This window comes from Salinirussus salinus (genome assembly GCF_009831455.1).
Classification (GTDB): Archaea; Halobacteriota; Halobacteria; order Halobacteriales; family Haloarculaceae; genus Salinirussus; species Salinirussus salinus.
Genome location: NZ_WOWO01000002.1, coordinates 439,003 through 456,359, shown reverse-complemented (window position 1 = coordinate 456,359; position 17,357 = coordinate 439,003). Strand labels below are relative to the sequence as shown.

The 17,357-nt window shown below is 68.7% G+C and carries 18 protein-coding genes; 8 read left to right on the top strand and 10 right to left on the bottom strand.

What is annotated here, in order from left to right; genetic code table 11:
- Positions 1 to 68 precede the first annotated feature (68 nt).
- Positions 69 to 1,097, top strand: a complete 1,029-nt coding sequence (locus GN153_RS05455) for a DUF1616 domain-containing protein (RefSeq protein ID WP_159900625.1) — start codon at positions 69 to 71, stop codon at positions 1,095 to 1,097.
- A 20-nt stretch (positions 1,098 to 1,117) separates the two neighbouring features.
- Here GN153_RS05455 and GN153_RS05450 read toward each other — a convergent pair whose 3' ends face one another.
- Both GN153_RS05450 and GN153_RS05445 read right to left on the bottom strand, forming a co-directional pair.
- Positions 1,118 to 2,050: a hypothetical protein gene (locus GN153_RS05450; RefSeq protein ID WP_159900624.1), complete on the bottom strand. Its 933-nt coding sequence runs from the start codon at positions 2,048 to 2,050 to the stop codon at positions 1,118 to 1,120.
- A gap of 88 nt (positions 2,051 to 2,138) precedes the next feature.
- Complete coding sequence (locus GN153_RS05445; RefSeq protein WP_159900623.1) at positions 2,139 to 2,675, bottom strand: HTH domain-containing protein; 537 nt, start codon at positions 2,673 to 2,675, stop codon at positions 2,139 to 2,141.
- Between the two features lie 127 nt (positions 2,676 to 2,802).
- Here GN153_RS05445 and GN153_RS17910 point away from each other — a divergent pair, with 127 nt between their 5' ends.
- From GN153_RS17910 to GN153_RS05430, 4 genes are all read left to right on the top strand, one after another.
- A complete protein-coding gene (locus tag GN153_RS17910) occupies positions 2,803 to 3,129 on the top strand; it encodes a DUF7837 family putative zinc-binding protein (RefSeq protein ID WP_449329030.1) in 327 nt (108 codons plus the stop codon).
- A gap of 60 nt (positions 3,130 to 3,189) precedes the next feature.
- Entirely contained in the window at positions 3,190 to 3,621 is a 432-nt protein-coding gene (locus tag GN153_RS05440) for an NUDIX hydrolase (RefSeq protein ID WP_159900622.1), read from the top strand.
- Between the two features lie 976 nt (positions 3,622 to 4,597).
- Complete coding sequence (locus tag GN153_RS05435; protein ID WP_159900621.1) at positions 4,598 to 4,999, top strand: DUF5805 domain-containing protein; 402 nt, start codon at positions 4,598 to 4,600, stop codon at positions 4,997 to 4,999.
- Complete coding sequence (locus tag GN153_RS05430) at positions 4,996 to 6,021, top strand: tyrosine-type recombinase/integrase (RefSeq protein ID WP_159900620.1); 1,026 nt, start codon at positions 4,996 to 4,998, stop codon at positions 6,019 to 6,021. The genes GN153_RS05435 and GN153_RS05430 overlap by 4 nt, the downstream gene beginning before the upstream one ends.
- A 112-nt stretch (positions 6,022 to 6,133) precedes the next feature.
- On the opposite strand, the gene GN153_RS05425 is transcribed toward GN153_RS05430, so the two are convergent.
- From GN153_RS05425 to GN153_RS05405, 5 genes are all read right to left on the bottom strand, one after another.
- Positions 6,134 to 7,537, bottom strand: a complete 1,404-nt coding sequence (locus tag GN153_RS05425) for a sodium-dependent transporter (RefSeq protein WP_159900619.1) — start codon at positions 7,535 to 7,537, stop codon at positions 6,134 to 6,136.
- 71 nt (positions 7,538 to 7,608) lie between these two features.
- On the bottom strand, positions 7,609 to 8,493 hold the full coding sequence (locus tag GN153_RS05420) for a hypothetical protein (protein WP_159900617.1): 885 nt from the start codon (positions 8,491 to 8,493) through the stop codon (positions 7,609 to 7,611).
- A 110-nt stretch (positions 8,494 to 8,603) separates the two neighbouring features.
- Complete coding sequence (locus GN153_RS05415; RefSeq protein WP_159900615.1) at positions 8,604 to 10,013, bottom strand: hypothetical protein; 1,410 nt, start codon at positions 10,011 to 10,013, stop codon at positions 8,604 to 8,606.
- A 133-nt stretch (positions 10,014 to 10,146) separates the two neighbouring features.
- Complete coding sequence (locus GN153_RS05410) at positions 10,147 to 10,974, bottom strand: MBL fold metallo-hydrolase (protein ID WP_159900613.1); 828 nt, start codon at positions 10,972 to 10,974, stop codon at positions 10,147 to 10,149.
- Between the two features lie 83 nt (positions 10,975 to 11,057).
- Positions 11,058 to 11,465 (bottom strand): YlbF family regulator, encoded by a 408-nt coding sequence (locus GN153_RS05405; protein WP_159900611.1) that lies wholly within the window; start codon positions 11,463 to 11,465, stop codon positions 11,058 to 11,060.
- A gap of 149 nt (positions 11,466 to 11,614) precedes the next feature.
- On the opposite strand from GN153_RS05405, the gene dph2 reads away from it, so the two are divergent.
- Positions 11,615 to 12,670 (top strand): diphthamide biosynthesis enzyme Dph2, encoded by a 1,056-nt coding sequence (gene dph2 / locus GN153_RS05400; RefSeq protein WP_159900609.1) that lies wholly within the window; start codon positions 11,615 to 11,617, stop codon positions 12,668 to 12,670.
- 102 nt (positions 12,671 to 12,772) lie between these two features.
- A complete protein-coding gene (locus GN153_RS05395; RefSeq protein WP_159900607.1) occupies positions 12,773 to 13,408 on the top strand; it encodes an METTL5 family protein in 636 nt (211 codons plus the stop codon).
- Between the two features lie 13 nt (positions 13,409 to 13,421).
- Here the strand turns inward: GN153_RS05395 and GN153_RS05390 are convergent, their stop codons facing one another.
- Both GN153_RS05390 and GN153_RS05385 read right to left on the bottom strand, forming a co-directional pair.
- A complete protein-coding gene (locus GN153_RS05390; protein ID WP_159900605.1) occupies positions 13,422 to 15,074 on the bottom strand; it encodes a rhomboid family intramembrane serine protease in 1,653 nt (550 codons plus the stop codon).
- A 24-nt stretch (positions 15,075 to 15,098) separates the two neighbouring features.
- Entirely contained in the window at positions 15,099 to 15,932 is an 834-nt protein-coding gene (locus GN153_RS05385; protein ID WP_159900603.1) for a hypothetical protein, read from the bottom strand.
- Between the two features lie 84 nt (positions 15,933 to 16,016).
- On the opposite strand from GN153_RS05385, the gene GN153_RS05380 reads away from it, so the two are divergent.
- A complete protein-coding gene (locus GN153_RS05380) occupies positions 16,017 to 16,346 on the top strand; it encodes a hypothetical protein (RefSeq protein WP_159900601.1) in 330 nt (109 codons plus the stop codon).
- A 1-nt stretch (position 16,347) separates the two neighbouring features.
- Here GN153_RS05380 and aglJ read toward each other — a convergent pair whose 3' ends face one another.
- Entirely contained in the window at positions 16,348 to 17,349 is a 1,002-nt protein-coding gene (gene aglJ, locus GN153_RS05375; protein WP_159900599.1) for an S-layer glycoprotein N-glycosyltransferase AglJ, read from the bottom strand.
- Between the last annotated feature and the right edge of the window lie 8 nt (positions 17,350 to 17,357).

The following is a 17,357-nucleotide window of genomic DNA, read 5'->3' as shown; positions in this document are numbered from 1 at the left end:
CGCTGGCCCGTCGCTCGACGAGCGTAGGAACTGCATAACAACCAACTGCGTGCCTCGATATCGATGACGTGACAGGCTCCAGACGGTCATCCTCGAGTTCCTTCCCGAGCCTCCCGCCCGACCTCTGGGCCGTCGTCGGAGTCGTCGTACTGACCGACGTACTCGTCGTGACGTCGCTGGTCCAGACCTCCGTACTGTGGGTGGTCGGCGTGCTGTTCGTCGTATTCGTTCCGGGGTACGCCTGTACGGCGGCGCTCTTTCCCGAGCGAGGAGGACCCGACGGCCGCGGTACGCGGCATTCAGCTGTGGGCAGCGGCGGAAGCTCTGCGCTCGGTTCGACGCGGACGGCTGGCATCGACGGCGTCGAGCGGGCGGTGCTCTCTGTCGGCCTGAGCATCGCCATCGTCCCGCTCACCGCCATCGGACTGGACATCGTGGGGGTCGGTCCCACGCTGGCGCCCGTGGTCGTAGCCGTGAGCGTCGTGTCGCTTCTGGCGGTCGGGGCAGCCGCTGTCCGGCGGGCTAAACTCCCGGCGAATCGACGGTACAGTGTCGACGTTGCTTCCCTGCTCCCGGGCGCGGGTTTCACCGACGACGCGGCGCTGGATACGGTACTCAACGTCTTCGTCGCCGTCAGCCTCGTCGTCGCCGCCGCGAGCGCGGGGTACGTGGTGGCCTTCGGGTCCGCAGAAGGCGACACGGAGCTCTATCTCCTCACGCAAAACGAGTCGGGCGAGCTCGAGGCGGGGTCGTACCCCGGGGTGCTCGAACAGGGCCGGACAGAGCCGCTCACTCTCGGGGTCGACAACCACGAGGGGGAGTCGGTCCCGTACACGGTGGTCGTCAAACTCCAGCGGATGCAGACTGCCGGGGACTCGGCGACGGTCGTCGAGGAGCGGGAGCTCAGGCGGTTCGTCCCGACGGTCGAGGACGGAGGAACCTGGACCACGACCTACGGGGTCACCCCGACGATGACGGGCGAGGACGTGCGGCTGGCGGTCCTTCTCTACCGGGGCGAAGCCCCACAGAACCCGACCCTTGAGAGCGCGTACCGGGCGACACACCTCTGGGTAGAGGTCACCCCCTCGGAGAGGTAGTCCCGGCACCGACAGGGGAGCTACACGTATCCGAGCTTCTGTAGCTGGTCTTGTACGTCCCGCCTAGACCCGGACGCGTCGTGGCCCTCGGGGACGAACTCCGGGTCGTACTCCCCGGTGTCGCGAGCGACCGTCTCGATCCAGGGGACCTCTCGCAACACCGGGAGCGGGATGCCGTAGTGACCGTAGATGCCCCACTCCCCGACCGCCTCACCGTGGTCGGAGCTGATCACGACAGGGTCGGCGTCGATGCTTCGCAGCAGTAACTCGACGTACTCGAGTACGTAGTGGAGGTTGTCGCGGTACTGGGACCACTTCTCTTCCTTCGAGATGTGTCCGACCCGCACGTCCCGCCACTGGTTGAGCCACTTCTCGTGGAGGTCGGTTTCGAACCCGTCGAAATGTGGGATGAACGGGTGGTGTGGTTGCATGTAGTGGACGATCATCCGTTCCGGGTCCCGGGACCGCTTCACGGAGACCGCACGGTCGGTGATGAAGTTCGGCCGGAACAGGTCGTCCTCGTCCTCCCAGGCGTAGCGCCAGACCTCGTCGAGCAGCAGGAAATCGTCCTCGTCGAGATAGGTCTTCGAGTGGGGGTTCCCGGTGACGACGGCCGTCTTCGCCATCTCCTCGGCGTACTCCTCGGTGAAGTTCCGGTCCATCCACTGCCCGGAGTTGCTACCGGCCGAGTTGTGGATCCGGTACGGCTCCAGAAAGGGGTACTCCTCCGCCACCTCGTTCATCAGGTCGGCCCGACAGGCGTCGAGGATGACCAGCACCTCCCAGTCCCGTTCGTAGACCGGCGTTCCGAAGTCCTCTCCGAACCGCTCGAAGAGGAGCCTGACTGTCTCGGCGTGGACATCGTAGGACAGGCGTCGCGTCGCAGTCGCCGGGTCCTCCGTGCGGTAGTAGTTGACCGCACGGTCAAACCCCTGCATGAGGCGGTCGAGCATTCGGGTTCCACCACGCCGCCGGCGACCCTAATTATGCCCCGCATACTCCGGTACTCCTCGCCCGACCAACACGGCTGGCCGGACACGCTCAGCGGTTCGCGGGTAACGAGCGGCCCGACTCGAGTGCCGCTTCGAGTGCTTCGAGCGCGTCGGTGACGGTCCGGGTCTCGTCGGATACGGAGTGTGGGAACACCCCGACGAGCGTGTCCCCGCTGTAGACGGCCATCGTCACGCACGGCGGTACGATGACCCCCTGTTCCGTGTGGGTGTACTCCGACCGGATGGTCCTGCGCTCGAACGGGAGCTCGCCCCCCTCGACTGTCTCGACCCAGTTCCGGAACTCCCCCAGCCGGTCGAGTGCAGCCCGGCCGCTCCCGGTGCCGGCACACACCTCACAGAGGCAGACCCGTTCGCCCCAGACCGAAACGCTGAGGCTATCGAGGCGGTCGCTGGAGGAGAGTTCCGAGAGGCGGTCGATGATCTCGGCCTGCCGGTCGTGCGTGCCAGCCGGCGGCGAGAGAGACCGCAGGTAGACGTCGACGGAGGGACTGTCGACCGGGCCCGTCATCCCCACGTCCGTCCCCTCACTACCCCGCTCACCGCGTCCGTCGGACTTCTCAGCCATTCTGGATCCTCCTAGTTCAGGTCGGATCCATACTAAATAGCGCCCGACCGTTCAGCACGGGGACGCTCGGTAAGTCGGTCGTGCCGGGAACCGTGCGCCACCGGATCGCGGGGACTGGGTCCGGGCCATGTCGTTGTACTCTCCGCTTACCCTTCGTGGGGTTTTGGGAGCGACAAGTTCCTGGCTCCGCGGTGGCGACAGACGCCTGAAGAGTCCCCGAGAGCCCGGTAGAGGGTTCATAACCAAGACGGGGTCGGAACAATCGTCGGCCATGTCCGGTGCCGACCCCGGCGAGCCCGGTCGGTCGCTTGGCTCCTGCCCCGAGTGCGAGACGCCGATCCCGGGGCAGCGACTGCTTATCTCCTACGAGACCACCGAAGGAAGATCCCGGATGTTCGCCGCGTGCCCGTCCTGTGAAGCTGTCGTCCACCCGATCGGCCACCCACCGCAGTAGTAGCCGACAGATTGCCCGTACCTGGCGTTTACTAATGACCGTCCGCGGGCTGGAGTCGCCATGGCTGGAGACCTCATGCGCGCGGGAAGTGGTGACCGCGCCCCGGGGGTCCGCGACGGCGCGAAGGCACTGGTCTCTGTCAACGGGCGGTGCTTGCTTGTGAAAGAACGGCACGCGGATGGGCGCCCGTTCTGGACCTTGCCCGGCGGGGGCCTCGAGCCGGGGGAGTCACCGGCCGCCGGACTCAGGCGGGAGATCGTTGAGGAGCTTCGCTGTCGCGTCGCCGTCGACGAACCCGTCGATGAGTTCTGGTACGCCCACACCCGGCCGGACGTCGCGCTGTCGCGGTACGTCGTCTACGGCTGCCGGCTCCTTGACGGAATAACGGCGAACCGACACGAAGGTCTACTCGACGTCCGCTGGGTCCGACCCGCCGACCCGCCGGCTGCGACGCTCCCACAGGTCCGGCGTCTGCTCGAACGGGCCGACTGACTCCGTGCGGAATGCGACCGCCAGCTTGCCGGATCGATATAGCAGCATATGATTTATTAGCGGAGCGCCTGCCCCAAACAGACAGATTGAATATATTAATTTTTTATATTGAGGGCGACGAGTGGCCGCCGCAGTGCCGGAGTCAGCAGTTCCGTCTGTCCGCCGCGGCCTCCGGCCGACAGCTCAAAGCCCGTCGGAATTTCGCCCGGGCACCTCGGCATCTGTGCGGGTCACCGGGAGGTGGCCTTCGCACCGGCGACCCCACGCTCCGGGTCACGGGATGACAAGCTGTCGGGCCATGCGGCCAGTCGACGGCGGAGAGGGGAGTTCCAGTCGCGAGCCCATCATATCAGCGAGATAGAACTTTGTCTGTCCGGGAGTGGAGCCAACCGGTCGCGGCCGCTACGGTGGCGTCTCGGGACGAACCGGGTGGACGGTTCGTGCGAAACGGGTACGCCGGGTGACTGTGCCCCGCGCCGACGGCCGCCCAGAGTCAAAACGGGTGTCGCTGGCGGTCGAGGTAACTCCGGGGCTCGCGACACGCCAGCTGCGCGTCAGACGGGCGGGAGGGGGTCCGGCAGTCCGAGCGGCGTGTGAACCCGAACTCTGGTTTGCGAGGTGGTGAACTGTCCACTCCCGGCGCCACCCCCACCTGTGCGGCGAGAGCGACTGCCGGAATGCCGGGCACCCCGGCGCTCGGAGCCACTTATAAAACCACCGTCGAGGCCGGTTTGCGAACACTGGATCAGGGGGTCGCACACCAGAACCGGGACTCGACGGGGCCGGCAGGTCGAGACGGATTTCCGGGACAGTGGGTGAGCGAGCGATTTTATTATGTGTAATACTGGTGCTATAAACAATCATGGCCCCGTACCGGCCTCGATTGGTTCCGAAATAGAGTGCCATCTACACAAATAAGGGTCTTTAGCCGCCAATATGGGGATAAATTGATGTGGACGGGGTGAGACGGGGGAGTATGAGCGAGGCCGACACCGAGCGGACAGTGGTGAAGACCTACGTCCCGGCCTATCAGCGCCAGGAGTGGGACGACCACGCCGACGAACTCGACATGAGCCGCAGCGAGTTCGTCAAGACGATGGTCCAGGCCGGCCGGCGCGGCTTCGGGGCCGAAGAGACAGCGACCGAGACGGAGACGGAATCCGACCCGGACCGGGAGGACGGATCGGACTCGGGCACCAGTGAAAACCTCGAGGCGGAGGTGCTCGAGATGCTCTCGGAGGGGCCCCGGGACTGGGAGGAGTTGCTCGCAGAGCTGACTGCGGAGATAGAGGATGACCTGGACGAGACCCTTCAGAGCCTCCAGGAGGCTGGAGAGGTCCGCTACAGCGGCCGTGACGGGGGGTACGTGCTCGAATGAGCAGCGACAGCGCGGCCGACACCGACGGCGACGGGGACCCGGTCGCCTATTTCCTGGAGGACATCACCTACCAGGGCAAGACCGACCGGACCAGGGACGCCTACGAGCGCGTCCTCAGGGACTTCGAGGAGTACCTCGAGGGCCGCGGGCTCGACCCCGCAGCCGCGAACCACCGGGACTGCATGGCCTACGTCCACGACCTCCGGGGGAACGTCGCCGAGAGCACCGTCGCCACCTACGCCTCCTACCTGCACCGCTTCTACGACTACATGACCCGGGCCGGCCGGTTCGAGGACAACCCCATGGCGCTGGTGCTCGAGGAGATCGACGAGTCGATCAACACCGACCCCGCACGCAGGGACATCTCGGTCCCGGAGATGCGCGGATTCGTCGACGGGGTCGCGCACCCGCTCGCGTGCGCGGTGATCCTCACGCTTCTCAAGACGGGGATGCGGGCCGGGGAGCTGTGCAATCTGGACACCCGGGACCTGCACCTGCCGGAGTCACCGGTCGAGACGACGCCGCGAGCCCGACTACAAGGACGACCCCGGTCGCTGTACGTCGACAGCGCGCCCGCCCGGGGAGCCGTCTACAACGGCGAGCGCCGCGACGCCGCCAACAAGCGCAAGCGAGCGACGACGATCCCCGTCGACGACGAGCTCGCCCGGGTGCTCCGGCGCTGGCTGGCGGTCAGGCCGGACCCCGTGAGCGAGGCCGGCCCGCTGTTCGTCAGCACCAGCGAGTGGGGACGGCGACTCACGCCGGACATGGTCCACCACACCGTCGCGGAGTACGCCCGCGAGGCCGGCTGGTACCGGGAGGGTGGCGGCCCCGAGGAGAACGTCACCCCCCACTACTTCCGGCACTTCTTCACGACACATCTCCGCGACCGGACCGGTGACCGCGGCGTCGTCAAGTATCTCCGGGGTGACGTCGCACAGGACGTCATCGACACCTACACCCACGACTGGGGCGACCGGGTTCGCACCGTCTACGAGGCGAACATCTACTCGCTGTTGTGAGTTATCTGTCTTTTCTGCCTGGAAACGACGTTCTGAAGTTCGCGCGTAAACCCTATGTCGCTATATCGAATCGAGTCCGTGAGCGGCACCACGAAGGGAGGAGGGACGGGCACTACCGGCGGCGGGAAGCGGGCAGCCGGTCGCGGAACCGCCAGCCGAGGGCCGCGGCGGCGAGCAGCGCGACGGCGGCGACTGTCGGCCCCAGGAGCCCGCCGCGTGCGTGGTCGACGACGAGCCGCCAGGCGGGCCGGGCGACCCCGGCGACCCGCGCGGCCGTGACGACAGTGAGCACGGCCGGGACGAGATACCGGACGAGCGGGTACAGCCCGCGGAGGTCCGGGCGCCCCAGGTCGGCCCGCCAGACGAACACCCAGACCAGGAGCAGCGCCGAGACGGGCAGGGCGAACGTCCCGACGGACTCGTCGACCAGGTCGAGCACCGGCCGGCCCGCGACCGCGAGCCCGACCGGGCTGTAACTCAGCGCGGAGGGGACGCCGGCGGCGAACACCCCCGCAGCCAGGAGCAGGGTCCCCCGGGGCCGGGAGAGGCGGGTCGTGTGTTCCGCGGCGGCGACGCCGACCTCCAGCAGCGCCACGGAGGAGGAGAGCGCGGCGAAAAAGAGCAACCCGAAGAACGCGACGGCGACGACGCCGCCGAGCGGCATCGCCCTGAAGGCCGCCGGCAGGGTGGTAAAGGCCAGCTCCGTCCCGAGCGTAGGCTGGAGGCCGAAGCTGAACACGACAGGAAAGATCACGAGCCCGGCGACGACCGCAGCCCCGATGTCTGCGACCGTAACGAGCAGTGCCGAGCCGACCAGGTCCGCCCCCTCGTCGACGTAGCTGCCGTAGGTAAGCATGATCCCCTGGCCGACGCTCATCGAGAAGAAGACCTGTCCGAAGGCGGCACTCCAGACACCGGGGTCCCCGAGCACACTGAACTCGGGCGTGAACAGGAACGCTGCGGCCCGGTCCCAGCCGGATAGAGTTGTCGCGTACAGTGCCAGCGCGACCAGCAGGACGAACACGGTCGGCATCACCACTTTCGCCATCCGCTCGATGCCGCCGCGCACGCCCAGCGAGACAACCCCCGCGGTCACGGCCGTCGCGGCCACGAAGTACCCCACTGGCTGCCAGCCGGCAGTGAACGCCGCGAAGGTCGGTCCCGAGCCGGCGAGCCACGACAGGAAGAACCCGAGCACCCACCCGGTGAGCACGAGGTAGTAGCTCAGGATCAGCAACACGCCGCCGAGAACGAGCCAGCCGAGCGCCGTGTACGCGGGGCTGACAGCCCGGAACGCCGAGACCACGTCCGTCCGGAGTCGACGGCCGACCGCGAGTTCCAGAACGAGCATCGGCACCGCACAGACCGCGGCCGCGACCAGGTAGGGAACCAGGTACGCGCCGCCACCGTTCTGGCCGACCACGGCAGAGAACCGCCAGATGTTGCCGAGGCCGACGGCCGCCCCGACAGTCGCGAGCAGGAAGCCGGCCCGTGACGACCAGCGCGGCGCCGCCATGCGCGGCCCTGCTCGCGCACACGACTTAAGTACACGCCGCCGTCCAGCCGCACTCCACAGACAGCGGGAGGTTACTCGGGCGCTGTCGGCGCCGCAGTCGCGCGCGCCTCGAACAGCCCGGCTGCCCGCTCGGCACGCTCGCTCATCTCGGCCCGATTCTCCAGCAGCACGGTCTCGCTGGGGAACAGCTGCTCGCCGAGGACGAGCCCGTGCTCGCGGGCCGTCGAGCCGGTGACCGTCAGGTAGACGCCCAGCCCCGTCTCAGCGATAGAGGCCTCCTCCTCGATACCCGGCTCGGGGTAGACGAAGTCGACCCCTTCGAGGGCAGCCGAGCCCAGGACTGCCTCGACGAGCCGCTCGTAGCGCGGCGAGATGCAGAGTTTACCCTCGTAGGTCCGGACGAACCCGCGGTCGAGGTCGCCCTCCGCGACATCGGGCGTGGCGAGCAGCGTGTGGTGAACGGTGTCCTCCAGCCCGGCCCGCAACCGGACGTCGGTGTCGAGCGGGTCGATCCGGTCGTTGACCTCCGCGAGCCCGGTCAGCGGCTCCTCCCGGAGTTCGACGACCTCTTCGAGGACGAGGTCGGCGCTATCGAACCCCAGCGCGAACTCGTGTTTCCGGAGCGCTCTAAACGGTTCCTCCCGGCCCACGAGCTGGATGTCGACATCACCGGGGACGGTGACGCTGTCGAAGACTACCCGCCGGGGCATCCCGCCGCGCTCGTCGCGCAGCAGGGTGTACTCCGGCTCCGTCGGGTCGTCGAGGTCGCTGTACTCGGCCAGCCGGTCGTAGATGTCGCTGTCGGGCTCCTGGTCGCCCTTGGTGACCGCCTTCTCGTAGCGCAGCGTCGAGATGATCCGGTCGGCGGTCGGCTGCCAGCTCTCGTCCGCGAGCCGCTCCAGTACGGCTTCGAGCGGGCGCCCCTTGCGCGGGACGGCCACCCGTATCGGCGTCATCGTGGGAGGCGAGGATACCGGTCCGCAAAAGCGTTCTCATCGACTCCCGCCTGTCTGTGGTCCCGACCACTGCCAGCGTTGTACGGGCCCGGGCGGGAGGGCCCGACCGCTCAGCCGCCGAAGGTCTCCTTGATCTGGGTCTGCCACTCCCGCAGCTCCTGGAGGTCGGACTCCATCTCCTCGACGCGCTCCGTCAGGTCCCCGTCGGGTACCTGCTCTCTCACCTCGTCGAGGTCCTCTCCGACGGTGGCTACCTCCGCTTCGAGGTCCTCCACCGACGCGGCAGTCTCCTCGACCTCGTCGCGGACCTCCCCGACGTCGCTCCGGAGCTCCCGGGTGGCCGCGTCGGTCTCGTCGACGTTCGCCTCGACGCGCTCGACCGTCCGTTCGAACTCGTCGAGCCGGTCCTCGAACTGGTCGATCCCCTCGCGGGCCTCCTCGAGTATCTGCCGTCCGGTTCCGTTCTCGTCGAGGAACTCCTCGAGCGCGTCGGTGTACGCCCGGAGGTCGGCGACGTCGCGCTGGATGCGCTGGACCCGCGCCTCGACGCTCCCGTCCGGTTCGTCGGAAACTCCGAGTGCCTGCCGGAGGGCCGCCACGTCCTCCTCCGGGAGGTCGTTCTCGCGGACCTCCCGGGCGAGCGCCGCGAGCAGGCTCCCGTCGACGGCGGAGGCGGCGGATACCGTCCCGTCGGCCTGCTGCTCGTCCTCGTCAGGCTCCGCGCCGTCCTCGAGCCGGTCGTCGGCTGCCGACTCCTCGGTCTCCGCTTCGGTCTCGACGACCGTCTCCGCGTCCACGGGCGGTTCGTCGGCGTCGGCTGCCGTCTCCGTTTCATCCGGCTCGTCTGCTCCGGTGTCTTCCGGCTCTTCCGACTCGGTGCCCTCCGCCTCCTCCGCCTCGGTCTCTTCCGGCTCTTCCGCCCCGTCGGCCTCGGCGGTCTCGGACGGGTCGGTCCCCTCGGTGGCGTCGACTCCTTCGTTACCTGTCGGGTCGTCGAGGTCGAGGGTGTCGGCCGCTTCCTCCTCCGCGTCCTCGTCTCCGAGTCCCGGAACCGTTCCGTCTCCCGCGATGGCGTCCTTGAGAGCCTCGTCGTCCCCCGGCACGACGTCGACCTCCGCGACGTCGTCCTCGTTCGCGGCGCCGGCGCCGTCGGACAGGGGCGGGTCGACCTCGGCGATGGTCGGCTCCGTGAGGAACTGCTCGATATCCTCGGTCCCGGTCGCGCGGATCCCGTAGACGGTCGTGTACTCGGTGTCGGGGTCGAACTCGCGCTCGAAGGAGATCCCGCCATCCTCGACGGTCCAGTACTCGCTGCCGTACTCGGGATGGAACCCCAGGTCCTCGACGGCCACACCCTCCGGTACCGCGTCGTGCAGCCGAACCGTCACCGGCTCCGCTCGCTCCGAGCGGAACTCGAAGGCGATCGCCGGCACCGGGAACTCGTCTTCCTCGAACCGCTTGATGACGGTGATCCCGTCGGCGGACACCGTCACCCCCTCGGACGGCTGAGAGTTACCCATGTCCCACAGTCGGGACACCGATACTCTTAAACTTAATTACTGCTTTGCGGGCGCCGTCTCGACGTTCTTCGGCTGTGGTGGGAGCGGCGCTCGGCCTCCGGTAGCAGCGGGAGCGGCCGGGCCCGGCGCTCCCTCACAGGTCCAGCCGGTCCCCGACCTCGACCACGTCCAGCCGGTCGGGATACTCGAAGCTCCGGGCGTGGTGGTGCAGCGCCGTCGGGTCCCCGCTCATCCCCTTCCACATGTCCCAGTGGGTCGGGACCAGCCGGTCCAGCCGGAGTTCGTTCGCCACCTCGACGACGCCGTTCTCGTCGTTGTACCACCGCGTCCGCTCGGGCTCGCGGGTCTCCTTGTCCGGGATCATGCCGACAGAGCCGAAGGCGACCGCACCGAGGTCGATGTCGTAGTGGCGGCCGACGCCGCCGAAGCCGCCGGGCCTCGCGTCGCCGGCGTGGAAGAAGGTGCCCGACTGGTGTCGGACCAGATAGGAGACCGGCTCCTCGGCGTCCGGGTCGTCGGCTGGGGTGACCCGTATCGTGAGGTCGCCGATCCGGACCGCGTCGCCCTCGTCGACCCGCTCGAACTGGCCGGGCGAGAGGTCGTACTCCTCGAGCCAGCCGCTCTCGCGGGCGGTCTCGATGCTCGCCGCGGGCGCGTAGAAGTCCGCGCCCGTCCCCGCGAGGATCGGGGCCTGGCTGGGGCCGTGGACGTGGTCGGAGTGCTCGTGGGTCGCGAGCACGGCGTCGGCCTCCGCCACGTCGGCGGGGTCGAAGGGGATCGGGATCATCCGGACGGTCCGGGGCGGGTCGCCGGTTCCCAGGTAGGGGTCGATGAAGAGGGTGGTCCCGCTGGAACTCTTCAGGACGAAGCCGTTGCAGCCGAGATACCACAGCGCCAGCCCGTCGGGGTCGGCCGCCTCGACCGCCCGCGGGAGCCAGTCGCCCCAGTCGGAGTGAACCATACGCCGCCCTGCGCGCGGGCGCGGCTAAGGGTTTCGGGTCAGCAAGACGGGGTGAGAAGACAGAACGCGACGGCCGGTGGTCGTCAGTCCTGACAGCAGCCGCCTGCCTTCTCGCCGAAGTCGACGGCCAGGGGCTCGCTGATGTGCTCGTTGAGCGCCTGCAACCGGAGTTCGAGGTCGTTCTGGGCCTGGAGGAACTCCCGCATGACGGGGATCGAGTGCAGCTCCTCCTGGGCGTTCTGGAGCGTTCGCAGGTCCTCCTTGGTGGCCTGCCCGGTCTCTCTGGCCATCATGTACTCCTCGCGGATCTGCTCGAACTCCTGGATCTGCTCCTGGGCCTGTTCGTCGGCCTCGACGGCCTCCTTCTTCTCGCGGAACTCCTGGTAAGCCGGCGTCTCGGCGATCGCCTCGCCGAGTTCCCTGGCGAGGGTTTCGACGTCGTCGCCGTCGCGCTCGGACTCGACCGGCTCCGCTTCGGGTTCGAGACTCATCAGCGGCCCTACGGACAAGAGACGCTTGAATGTGCCGACCGAGCGTCGGGGACGCTGGGAAGCCGGCGACGCGTGGCCCGGAGGGACGGGCGGTCGCACTGCTTCCCGGAAGCGTCGGCGTTATGGGCGTTCGGGGAGTAACGGGGTCAATGAGTCAGAACTCGGCGGACCGGACGGAGGGTGACCTCCGGAACACCGGGATGTCGCTGCGCCACGACCGGGAGTGGGACTACGAACTCGACCGGATCACCGAGGCCGTCGCCGAGCGCGAGGCCGACACCGTCGGTCTGCAGTTCCCCGAGGGGCTCAAGCGCCGCGGCCCCGCCGTCGCGGACGACCTCCGACAACTGCTGCCCGAGGATGTCTCGGTGATGCTGTCGGGCCAGCCCTGCTACGGCGCCTGTGACCTCGACACCTACCTCATGCGCCGGACCGACGTCTTCGTCCACTTCGGCCACTCCCCCATGAAGGAGTCCGAGAACATCATCTACGTCCCGCTGTTCTCGAACGTCGAGGTCGAGCCGATCGTCGAGCGGGCCATCGACGAGGAACTCGCCGCCCCCGAGGCGGACCCGGACGTGGGGCTGGTGACGACCGCCCAGCACATGAACAAGTTCGAGGAGATGCGCGCTCACCTCGAGCGCGAGGGCTACACGGTCCACACCCGCCGGGGCGACGAGCGGCTGACCCACGAGGGGCAGGTGCTGGGCTGTAACTACGCCTCCGCGGACGTCGACGCCGACCAGGTGCTCTACGTCGGCGGCGGGAAGTTCCACCCGCTCGGGCTGGCGATGGAACACCCCGAGAAACACGTCGTCATCGCCGACCCCGTCAACAACAGCCTCTCGGTCGCCGACCCCGACCAGTTCCTCAAGCAGCGGTACGCCACCGTCCACAAGGCCATGGACGCCGAGGAGTGGGGCGTCATCTTCTGTACCAAGATCGGACAAGGGCGGTGGGACCAGGCCCAGGAGATCGTCGACGACAACGACGACGCCTACCTGATCACGATGGACGAGGTCACCCCCGACCGGCTGCGGAATTTCGGCCTGGACGCCTACGTCAACACCGGCTGTCCGCGGATCACCACCGACGACGGGCCGCAGTTCCACAGCCCGATGCTCACCCCGGGGGAGTACCGGATCGCCGTCGGCGAGAAGCCACTCGACTCGCTCTCCTTCGACACGTTCCACGGCACCTGGTAGCCGCGGACCGGCATCGTCCGCCGGGTGAATTAGCGCCGTGCATCAGGACAGATTTTTGTATGCGTCCCGTGTATCCAGGCGTATGACAGTCGGGTGGTCCCCGTGAGCACGAAGAGCCAGCTCACCCAGCAGCTGGGGGTGGTCGCGGGCTTCGACGACCCGCGTGTCGACCTCGAGCAGTACCGCACGCCGCCGGACCTGGCGGCCCACCTGGTCCACCGGGCGGACCTCGAGGGCGATATCGAGGGGAAGACGGTCGTCGACCTGGGCTGTGGGACGGGGATGCTCGCGCTCGCGGCCACCCTCCGTGGCCCCCGGCAAGTGGTCGGGGTCGACATCGACAGGGACCCGCTGGAGACCGCCCGCGCCAACGCCCGGCGGGTGGGGTCGACCAGCGGCGTCTCGTGGGTTCACGCCGACGCAACGCGGGTCCCGCTGTGCCCGGACGGGCCGACGACGGTCGTGATGAACCCGCCCTTCGGGGCCCAGGACGCCAACAGACACGCCGACCGGGACTTCCTGGCGACGGCCGCGGGCATTGCCGACGTCTCCTACTCGGTCCACAACGCCGACAGCGCCGACTTCGTGGAGGCCTTCGCCGCCGATAACGGGGGCGAGGTGACCCACGCCTTCGCCGCGGAGTTCGAACTCCCGCGGACCTTCGACTTTCACGAGGACGACCGCCGCGAGCTCGACGTCGAGGTGTTCCGGGTCGACTGGGGTGAGGACGGGGACTGATGCGAGGGTGGCCCTACCGGCGACCGCTCCGGTAGGTCGCGATCGTCAGGACGGTGTCCCCCTCGACGACCCGGAGCTTCGAGCCGGTCCGGTTGAACGTCAGCCCGCGTAGCGTCCGGTTGGCCCCTTCGAGGGGGACCGGCGTGGTGGCGGCGATGGTGTCGTTCTCGAGGAGTTCCACCCGGTAACCGCCGGGCTGAGGGACCGGCGCGACCCGGATGGTCGTCCCGTTGACGACCGGCTCGGCGGTCGCGGGGTCGGAGCCGTAAGCGAGCCGGCGGGGCTGGCCGGGCCGCCTGAGGTACACTTTGTAGGCGGTGCCGCCGCCGGTGGCCGACCACTGCGTCCGGTTGACGACGACCCGCTCGCGCCAGCCGAGCCCGCCGACGGCGACCGACGCCCGCCCGCGGAAGGCGAGCCGACTCCGGGAGACGACCACCTCCCAGGCGTTGCGGCGGTCGCTGGTGACGACGACGCCGCTCTCGTTGACTGACAGCCCGCGGTCGATGAAGGGGATCCGGACCGCCTCGACGTACTGGTTGGGGACGCCCTCGACGTAGGCGACGGTGTAGTCCCGAACCTCCACGCTCCCGGCGGTGTTGGGGTCCTCGGGATTCACGTCTCCGGAGACGTCGGCGAGATTGTAGGGGACCGCCGCGAGCGCGAGCGCGAACAGCACCGCCAGCAGGAGCCCCGTGGCAACCTCCCGCCGGGAGAGGTCGATCCGGGCGAGGACGGTCCGGTCCGTCTCCGCGACCGCGGTGGCGACGACCGCCGCGAGCAGGAACACCGCCGCGGTCCCCAGCCCGCGGAAGAGGACGAACCGCTCCGTACTCAGCGGCACGTAGAAGGCGTACAGCGCCTGCGAGACCGCGAACACCAGCGCCGCGAACCAGACGTGGCGAACGTCGGGTGTCCGGTCGCGGCGGCGGACGACCAGCAGGCCGAGCACGACCCCCAGCACCAGCCCGAGCGCGTGGCCCTGGATCGCGACGTTGGCCCAGGAGGGGGCGACCACCCGGGTCTGTGTGGTGGCCGTCAGGACGGGGTTCTGGAGCCCGAAGTAGACGAGACCGACCGCCTGCTGGCCGACGATGGCCGCGACAGCGAGCAGCGGCCGGGTCACCAGCGCGAAGCCCGCGAAGGCGAAGACCACGCCCGAGAAGCCGATCAGCGCGCCGGGGGTGAACAGGCTGGTCGCGAGCCCGACTGCGAAGACGGCGAGGAGGAAGGCCCCGACCCTGGCGAAGGGGTTCGTCCCGAGCGAGCTGAAGGAGACGCTCCCGCGTTCGGTGGGGTAGTGACTCCAGGCGTACTCCGCGACGGGTGCGAAGACGAGCGTCGCGAGGACGTTCCCGGTGAGGTGGCCCAGCCCGTTGTGGGCGAAGGGGGCGGCGACCATCCCGACCGGGTAGAACAGTGACCACGAGCGGAAGCCGACGACCACCGGCTGCCCGTCGGCTGCACCCTGGACGACCCAGAAGACGAGGTTGAGAAACAGGAAGGTCACGACCGTCCCGACCGGGACCCCGAGCAGGAGCCGACGACGTGCGGTCGCGAGGGGCTGCCAGTCACTCAGGCGGACCAGTGCGACCAGCGAGACCCCGACCCCGACGAGCAGCGCGACGAGGCTGCCCCACCCGACCAGCGGTCCGTCGAACGCCATACCGGACAGTGTGACGGCGGGGAATTATGATTTGTCGTCGTCGCCCTCGGTCGGGTCCGCCCTGCTCCAGAAGAAGCCGCCGGGGTTCAGGAGCATCCACCGCCGCAGGGCGTAGGCGAGCGCGACGAGCGAGCGAAGGGGCAGGGGCAGCGACATCGCGACGACCCAGTGGTACCCCTGGAACAGCCAGTCGTCGCCGTTGGCCGCCAGCCGTCTCCTGACGTGTCGGGTGTCGTAGTACGTCGCCGGCGTGGTGAACCCGAAGAGGACACTCGCGACGAGTAACACGCCCACGAGACTCGGCGTCAAGCCCCCCGACTCCGACACGGCCACCGAGACGATACCGAAACCCGCTCCCGAGAACACCCCAGCACCCACAGCCGGCCACTGCCAGATGTTCTCGAGACCGCGGCGCTGTGTCTGGAAGCGCCGGACAGCGTACGCGATCCCCACCCCGAGCGGGATCCCGAGTGCCTGTCCGACGCCCAGCCCGAACCCCAAAAGCGGGAAGAACATCGGGATAGCCCACAGGAAGGGGTTCGGCGACCAGTCGACCGTGTCGTCCCGGTCCGTCCGGTACGCGTCGGCGCCGACCAGAAGCGCCGCGACGAACGAGAGGCCCAGCGCCGAGAACGCGAGGACCTGCACCGAGGGGACCGGCAGCGGGCTCAGCAGGTAGACGATGAGGACGAACTGCAGGAACAGCACGAAGAGCGCGGTCCCGACGAACCGCGATGGGACGAGCGGCGCGTCGCTGCTCCCGGCGACGTCGGCCTCCGGTGCGCTCCCACCGTCTGCCTTCGCTGCCCGGGGCGCGGCTGACTCCTCCGTCGCTCCCGGCCCGTCTGGCTCCTCCATCTTCTCTGATTTTGGCCGGCGCTGGCGTATGTAGTTTTCTCTTGATCCACAGAGCTTTCGGGCCCGGGGGCGTACGCCCGGGCAATGGGAGTCCAGCCACCCTCGAACGATGTCGAGGAGGACCCCGACGTCGTGGAGTTCGGCATTGCCGCCCTCGCGGCCCGGGTCGAAGACCTCGAGATCGAGTACCCGGTCGAGGCCGAGACGCTCGTCGACCGGTACGGCGACATCGCGGTCCCGGTCGACGCCGCCGGGACCGAAATCAGCGTCGCCGAGGCGGTCCGGACCTCCGGCCGCCACCAGTTCTCCTCCGAACAGGACCTGCTGAACGCACTCCACCCCGTCTTCGAGGAGAAACGCGAGTCCACCTCGCGGAGCATCATCGCACAACTGCGCGCGCTCGTCCCCTTCTAGCTCACTCCTCCTCGTCGCCCGCTGGCGGGTCCGCGACACTCCCGTCGGCGACCGGGTCGCCTTCCCCACCGCCCCGCTCGCGGGTCACCTGTCTGGCGACCCGCTCGAACTGACGGGTCTGCTCGCGGTTGACGTCCACGATGAGGTCCGCGAGCACGCCGAACAGGGCCACCTGGACCCCGAAGAGCACGGCCACGCCGGCCACGACCGCGATCACCTCGTGAGAGATACCGCGGGTGACCCACTCGACGCCCACGTAGGCCGCGAGCACGAGCCCGACCAGGGTACTCGCCACGCCGACACTCCCGAAGTAGAACAGGGGGTTGTTCGTCTTTGCCATCTGGTACAGTGTGAGGATGATCGTCGCCCCGTCGCGGACGGGGCTGAGGTTGGTTTCCGAGTCGTCCGGCCGGGGTTCGTAGGTGACCGGGACGACTGTCGTCTCGACGCCGTGTTTGACACACTCGACGGCGAGTTCGGTCTCGATACCGAACCCCTCGGCAGTCAGCAGGAAGCCCTCCACGGAGCGGCGGGTAAAGGCACGGTAGCCGCTGAGGATGTCCCGGAAGTCCTCGCCGTGGATCCACCGGAACGCGCGGTTGATGACCCCGTTGCCGACCTTGTTGAACCGGCTCATCGCCCCGGGCTGCATGTCCGCAAAGCGGTTCCCGATGACGTGCTCGGCCTCGCCGGCGAGCAGCGGCGCGACCATCCGGTCGGCGTCCTCGGGGCGGTAGGTGGCGTCGCCGTCGACCATCAGGACGTAGGGCGCCTCGACGTAGCCCAGCGCCTCCCGGACCGCCTGGCCCTTGCCGCTTCCCGACTGTTCGATGACCCGGGCGCCGGCCTCCCGGGCGAGCTCCCGCGTCCCGTCGGTCGACCCGCCGTCGACCACCAGCACTCGCTCGAACCCCTGCTCGCGGAACCGCCTGACGACGTCGCCGATGGTGCTCGCCTCCTCGTAGGTCGGCACCAGCACGCAGACATCGTCGTACTCGTCCATCGTCGGCC

Coding starts and splice junctions, on each gene's coding strand:
- GN153_RS05450 (WP_159900624.1), bottom strand. CDS start 2,050: ATGCTCGACCGCCTCATGCAGGGGTTTGACCGTGCGGTCAACTACTAC.
- GN153_RS05445 (WP_159900623.1), bottom strand. CDS start 2,675: ATGGCTGAGAAGTCCGACGGACGCGGTGAGCGGGGTAGTGAGGGGACG.
- GN153_RS17910 (WP_449329030.1), top strand. CDS start 2,803: ATGTCGTTGTACTCTCCGCTTACCCTTCGTGGGGTTTTGGGAGCGACA.
- GN153_RS05440 (WP_159900622.1), top strand. CDS start 3,190: ATGGCTGGAGACCTCATGCGCGCGGGAAGTGGTGACCGCGCCCCGGGG.
- GN153_RS05435 (WP_159900621.1), top strand. CDS start 4,598: ATGAGCGAGGCCGACACCGAGCGGACAGTGGTGAAGACCTACGTCCCG.
- GN153_RS05430 (WP_159900620.1), top strand. CDS start 4,996: ATGAGCAGCGACAGCGCGGCCGACACCGACGGCGACGGGGACCCGGTC.
- GN153_RS05425 (WP_159900619.1), bottom strand. CDS start 7,537: ATGGCGGCGCCGCGCTGGTCGTCACGGGCCGGCTTCCTGCTCGCGACT.
- GN153_RS05420 (WP_159900617.1), bottom strand. CDS start 8,493: ATGACGCCGATACGGGTGGCCGTCCCGCGCAAGGGGCGCCCGCTCGAA.
- GN153_RS05415 (WP_159900615.1), bottom strand. CDS start 10,013: ATGGGTAACTCTCAGCCGTCCGAGGGGGTGACGGTGTCCGCCGACGGG.
- GN153_RS05410 (WP_159900613.1), bottom strand. CDS start 10,974: ATGGTTCACTCCGACTGGGGCGACTGGCTCCCGCGGGCGGTCGAGGCG.
- GN153_RS05405 (WP_159900611.1), bottom strand. CDS start 11,465: ATGAGTCTCGAACCCGAAGCGGAGCCGGTCGAGTCCGAGCGCGACGGC.
- dph2 (WP_159900609.1), top strand. CDS start 11,615: ATGAGTCAGAACTCGGCGGACCGGACGGAGGGTGACCTCCGGAACACC.
- GN153_RS05390 (WP_159900605.1), bottom strand. CDS start 15,074: ATGGCGTTCGACGGACCGCTGGTCGGGTGGGGCAGCCTCGTCGCGCTG.
- GN153_RS05385 (WP_159900603.1), bottom strand. CDS start 15,932: ATGGAGGAGCCAGACGGGCCGGGAGCGACGGAGGAGTCAGCCGCGCCC.
- GN153_RS05380 (WP_159900601.1), top strand. CDS start 16,017: ATGGGAGTCCAGCCACCCTCGAACGATGTCGAGGAGGACCCCGACGTC.
- aglJ (WP_159900599.1), bottom strand. CDS start 17,349: ATGGACGAGTACGACGATGTCTGCGTGCTGGTGCCGACCTACGAGGAG.